The sequence below is a fragment of the Pinirhizobacter sp. genome (assembly GCF_035317885.1).
Lineage (GTDB): Bacteria > Pseudomonadota > Gammaproteobacteria > Xanthomonadales > Rhodanobacteraceae > Pinirhizobacter.
Window position 1 is genome coordinate 1 of sequence record NZ_DATHFX010000430.1, and the last position, 3,399, is coordinate 3,399.

4 protein-coding genes are annotated in these 3,399 nt (G+C 65.9%); all 4 read right to left on the bottom strand.

Annotated elements, in window-relative coordinates:
* The coding region (locus VK519_RS14175) for a class I tRNA ligase family protein (RefSeq protein WP_324350802.1) at nt 1-840 on the bottom strand (840 nt) is incomplete at its 3' end.
* Nucleotides 841-889: 49 nt separating this feature from the next.
* A complete protein-coding gene (gene hemE / locus VK519_RS14180) occupies nt 890-1,960 on the bottom strand; it encodes a uroporphyrinogen decarboxylase (RefSeq protein ID WP_324350804.1) in 1,071 nt (356 codons plus the stop codon).
* Nucleotides 1,950-2,210 (bottom strand): WGR domain-containing protein, encoded by a 261-nt coding sequence (locus tag VK519_RS14185; RefSeq protein WP_324350806.1) that lies wholly within the window; start codon nt 2,208-2,210, stop codon nt 1,950-1,952. The genes hemE and VK519_RS14185 overlap by 11 nt, the downstream gene beginning before the upstream one ends.
* Before the next feature lie 57 nt (nt 2,211-2,267).
* Nucleotides 2,268-3,338 carry a 3-dehydroquinate synthase gene (aroB, locus tag VK519_RS14190; protein ID WP_324350808.1) on the bottom strand — a complete coding sequence of 357 codons (1,071 nt, stop codon included), beginning with the start codon at nt 3,336-3,338 and terminating at the stop codon, nt 2,268-2,270.
* Nucleotides 3,339-3,399 lie beyond the last annotated feature (61 nt).

The following is a 3,399-nucleotide window of genomic DNA, read 5'->3' on the forward strand; positions in this document are numbered from 1 at the left end:
GATGGCGTAGTCGTTGAAGTCGTGGGCCGGGGTGATCTTCACGCAGCCGGTGCCGAATTCCCGCTCGACGTAATCGTCGGCGATGATCGGGATCTCACGGCCGGACAACGGCAGGCGCAGGGTCTTGCCCACCATCGAAGCATAACGTTTGTCTTCCGGATGGACGGCCACGGCGACGTCGCCGAGCATCGTTTCCGGACGCGTGGTGGCAACCACCAGCGAACCTGTGCCATCGGCCAGGTCGTAGCGGATCGACCAGAGTGAACCGTCTTCCTCGGCGCTGACCACTTCCAGGTCCGAGATGGCTGTTTTCAGCACCGGGTCCCAGTTCACCAGGCGCTGGCCGCGATAGATGAGTTTTTCCTCGTACAGGCGCACGAAGGTCTCGATCACGGCCGTCGACAGCGAGGGGTCCATGGTGAAGCGCTCGCGCGACCAGTCGCCGGAGACGCCCAGGCGGCGCATCTGGCGGCCGATGGTGCCGCCGGATTCGCCCTTCCACTTCCAGACGCGCTCGACGAAGGACTCGCGGTCGAAGTCCGAACGCTTCTTTCCTTCCGCTTCCAGTTGGCGGGTGACTACCATCTCCGTGGCGATGCCGGCGTGGTCCATGCCCAGCTGCCACAGCGTGTCGAAGCCACGCATGCGGTGATAGCGGATGAGCGTGTCCATGATGGTGTGCTGGAACGCATGGCCCATGTGCAGCGTGCCGGTGATGTTCGGCGGCGGCAGCATGATGCTGTAGGGCGTGCCCTTGCCCGAGGGCTTGAAGTAACCGTTGGATTCCCAGTGATCGTACCAGCGGGTCTCGATCTGGCTGGGCTCGAAGCTCTTGTCCATGCGGGCGGCGGCAGTTTGCGGGAAAGCCGTTGATTATAGCGGGTTTGGGCTAGCTGCCGCGGATCGTCCGGCCATGGGTGTGGACGGTGTCCACCAGTACCTTCACGTTTTCGGGGTCGACTTCCGGCGTGATGCCGTGGCCGAGGTTGAACACGTGCCCTGGATGGTTGCCGAAGGCGTCCAGCACGGCTTTCGCTTCGCGTTCGACGATCGCCGGCGTAGCCCGCAGTACGGCCGGGTCCAGGTTGCCTTGCAGGGCTACACGGCTGCCCACGCGGCGCCGGACGTCGCCGATGTCGGCGGTCCAGTCCACGCCCAGCGCGGTGCAGCCGGTGTCAGCCAGGGCCTCGAAGTGGCCGTTGGCACCCTTGGAGAAAAGAATCACCGGCAGGTCGCGCGAGGCGGCATGGGCCCTTAGCGCATCGACCACGCCTGTCATGTAGCGAAGCGAGAATTCCCCGAAAGCCTTCGGGCCCAGCAGGCCGCCCCAGGTATCGAACACCATCAGCGCCTGGGCACCGGCCTGGGCCTGGGCGATCAGGTAAGCACTGACTGATTTTTCAATCACGCCCAAAAGCTGGTGCATCAATGCCGGATCGCTCCAGCCCATGGCCTTGACCCGGGCGAAGTCCTTCGAACCGTGGCCCTCGACCATGTAGCAGGCAAGCGTCCAGGGGCTGCCTGAAAAGCCTATCAGCGGCACGCGGCCGTCGAGTTCCCGGCGGATCAGGCGTACCGCGTCCATCACGTAGCGCAGTTCCCCGTCCATGTCGGGAACGGCCAGGCGTGCGACATCCGCGGCGCTGCGCACGGGACGGTCGAACTGCGGTCCTTCTCCCTGGGCGAAGGTGAGCCCCAGCCCCATCGCGTCGGGAATGGTCAGGATGTCGGAGAAGAGGATCGCCGCGTCCAGGTCGAAGCGCGCCAGCGGCTGCAGGGTGACCTCGCAGGCCAGCTCCGGGGCCTGGGCCAGGGCCATGAAGCTGCCGGCGCGTTCGCGCGTGGCGCGGTACTCAGGCAGGTAGCGGCCGGCCTGGCGCATCACCCACAACGGCGTGGTGTCGGTAGGTTCCCGGCGCAGGGCGCGCAGGAAGCGATCGTTCTTCAATTCAACGGCCATACGGCGAATCCTGTCCCTGGCTGAACATCACTTTGAATCCACGCTTCAATTGCGCATCGCGGGCTTTTTCGAACGCGGCCATTGCGTCGTCGCGTTCGAGGAAAACATCGCGCTTGAGGCTGGCCCGGCCGCCCTGCGTGCCCCATTCCCGATAGAGCATCCAGCCGCCGAGCAAATCCTGCTCGAGGCTCAGCTGGTAATAGCGCGGCGCCTCGGCGGCGTCGGGCCTGGTTTGCATGTAGATGCGCATGGGGTGCCTGGTGGCGCCGCGGAACTTTCTATTGTAGGCGGTCGGCGCGCGTGAGCGTTAGTTGCCAAGCACAGCCAGGACGTCCTGCTCGGCGACGCCAGGCACGATCTCGGCCCGGCCGATACCGCGCCAGAGGATCAGCTTCAGTACGCCGGCCTTGGTCTTTTTATCCAGCCTCATCAGGCGCAACAACTCGCCCGGGTCGCTGCCATTGGGCATATCGACGGGCAAGCCCAGGCGTGTGAGCAGGGTGGCAAGGCGCGCAGTGTCTTCGCTTCGGGCCATCCCCAACTGCGCAGAAAGCTTCGCCGCCAGCACCATGCCCACCGCCACGGCCTCGCCGTGCAGGAAAGTGGTGTAGTGGCCGGCGGTTTCCAGTGCGTGGCCGAAGGTGTGGCCCAGGTTCAAGAGGGCGCGTTCGCCTTGCTCGGTCTCGTCGCGGGCCACCACGCCGGCCTTGTAGGCGCATTTGAGGGCAATGGCCTCGGCCGTGAGCGCGGGCTCGCGGGCCTTCAGTGCGTCGGCATGTTCTTCGATCCAGGCAAAGAAGCCGGGATCGCCGATGGCCGCGCCCTTGACGACCTCGGCAAGGCCCGCGCGGTATTCGCGGTCGGGAAGGGTGGCCAGGGTGTCGATATCGGCCACCACCGCGCGCGGCTGGTGGAAGGCACCGACGAGGTTCTTGCCTTCGGGCACGTTCACGCCGGTCTTGCCGCCCACCGAGGAATCGACCATTGCCAGCAGGGTGGTGGGCATCTGGATGAAGTCGATGCCGCGCATCCAGCAGGCCGCGGCGAAGCCCGCCAGGTCGCCGACCACGCCGCCGCCCAGCGCGATGACGCAGGCATCGCGGGTGGCGCCCAGGCGGGCGAGCGATGCCAGGACCTCGCTCACATTGGCGAAGGTTTTCTCAGCTTCCCCGTCACCGATCAGGTGGGTACCGACAATGAAACCTTCCAGCCCTGCGCGCACGCGCTCAAGGTAGAGCGGGGCCACCGTGGTGTTGGAAACGATCAGCACGTGCCGGCCGCGGATCGCCGCGCGCCAGCGGGGCGCGTCGTCGATGAGGCCTTGTCCGATCCAGACGGGGTAGCTGCGCGCACCAAGCGCGACGGTGAGTTCTTTCATGAGGCTCGCACGGGACGCCGCCAGTGGGCGTCGATGAGTTCAATGGTAGTTGCTGCAGCCG

Coding starts and splice junctions, on each gene's coding strand:
- hemE (WP_324350804.1), bottom strand. CDS start 1,960: ATGGCCGTTGAATTGAAGAACGATCGCTTCCTGCGCGCCCTGCGCCGG.
- VK519_RS14185 (WP_324350806.1), bottom strand. CDS start 2,210: ATGCGCATCTACATGCAAACCAGGCCCGACGCCGCCGAGGCGCCGCGC.
- aroB (WP_324350808.1), bottom strand. CDS start 3,338: ATGAAAGAACTCACCGTCGCGCTTGGTGCGCGCAGCTACCCCGTCTGG.